General features: G+C 41.3%; 1 protein-coding gene. It reads right to left on the bottom strand.

All coding sequences use genetic code 11. The features are described 5' to 3' along the window. A partial coding sequence (locus FFM75_RS13850; protein ID WP_137629753.1) for an IS1182 family transposase occupies positions 1-1,646 on the bottom strand: 1,646 nt, incomplete at its 3' end. Between the last annotated feature and the right edge of the window lie 150 nt (positions 1,647-1,796).

Genomic DNA, 1,796 nt, shown 5'->3' with positions numbered 1-1,796 from the left:
GAGGCTGTGACATAACTAGCCTCTGTACAAGTAAATGGGACGAGAAACCGAATTTTGGTTTCTCGTCCCATTTGTTTACGCCTTTGATTTTTAAAGCTGGTCCCTACCGTGACCAGTTTCATAATGTTTAACGCCAGTATTACGATTCCGGCTTCCTTGGTGACCTTGTCGAAACCTCGCACCGAGAATCGATTGAAATGTAAAGAAGCCTTCATCTTGCCAAAAACTGGCTCAACATCGATCTTACGTTGAGCGTAGATCTGACCAGTTTCTGGAGCTGAAAGTAATTCTCGTTGTTTCGATTTGAAATATTCCCAATTTTCGTTCACGGAAATCCTTTTAAGATATCCTTTTGGTGTTAGTGCCGCGGAAATTAGTTGATGATTTTCATCATACTTTTCGGCAATGTATTCTTTAAAGTCACGGGTAAAACCATACTTATCAGTCCGTTGACGATAAGCATTAAAATTAAACCGGACGTTTTGTGGATTGATAAAATAATCATCTTTTTCATGATAGTCCCAGTTCATAACCTTACGGTCATCACTTTGCCATTTTCGACTATTCTCTTTAAGCATTGTGCCGTAGGGAATCAAAACGGTATGCTGACCGAATTCATCTTCCAAGTACCGATAATTACTTTCGGAACCGTATCCGGCATCGGCAACGATGGTGTGACCTAACACATTGTTGGCCTTTAAATGTTCAATAAACGGTTGTAAGGTTCGTGTGTCGGTTGGATTTTGGAAAAGCCGATATCCCGTAATGAACTGATTACTCGTGGCGATTTGAACGTTGTAGGCAGGTTTTAATTGACCGTTTTGCATCGGATCTTCCTTGACCCGCATAAAGGTGGCATCGTGATCCGTCTTAGAGTAGCTGTTACGTTGATCATAAATAGCTCGCTGTGCTTGGTGTTCACGCATTTTATCACGTCGTTTATCCAACTTACGTTTTTGTGATTTAACAGTCCGGCGTTGCTGTTTGGCTGGGTTCGGGGAAACCTGCTTAGTTGCTTCCACGGTTTCATTAAGGACCACTAAGTGATCCTCAACCTTGCTAATCATGATATCCAATAGTTCGGGAGTCAGCTCTGATCCTGCCGGAATTTCACCGACAATTTTAGCTTCATGAAGCTCGCCTAACAGGTCAACGAGTTTTTCGCGATTCATCTTGTCAAATCGTATCGTATTCTTCTTCCAAACAAAACTATACTTGTTGGCGTCGGCTAGGATCTTAGTTCCATCAATAAATGAAACATCATCAATCATGCCATTTTGACGAAGATATTGGGTTAGCTGTGATAAGCTATCGGTTGTCAAAGTGGCCAGTTCATCAGAAATTCTAAAGCGACAAATCGTCCGGTAGGATGGAATTTGGTCGGCAATTAACCACCCAGCTGGCTTGTTTTCACGGGCAAACTGTTCAATTTTACGACTGCTGAAAATGCCATAGCAGTATGCTAAAAGGACCAGTTTTAACATGGCACCGAGGTTATATTCCCGCGGACGGCCAAACTGGTAATCATATTTTAGTTTTAAACTCTCAACAAGCTGATTGATGTAACGAGCAGGATGATGCTCTTCTGGTTGGTAATCCAAGGCGATACTCAAAGTGGTTTGATTCATGTTATAATAATCTTGCATATTAGGAATGTCCTTTCGAGGATAATTTCGTAGAGTATCGGGTGCGACCGATGCTCTTTTTTTATTTTCTATTATATCAAAAACAGGTCTGGAAAAATCCGAAGATTTTTCCAGACCTGTTTTGTTTCTAGAGACTTATGTCACAGCCTC

It is taken from the genome of Lactiplantibacillus daowaiensis, from assembly GCF_005405085.1.
GTDB lineage: Bacteria > Bacillota > Bacilli > Lactobacillales > Lactobacillaceae > Lactiplantibacillus > Lactiplantibacillus daowaiensis.
Note: the sequence above shows the minus strand (reverse complement) of the source record. Positions and strands in the feature narration are given on the sequence as shown.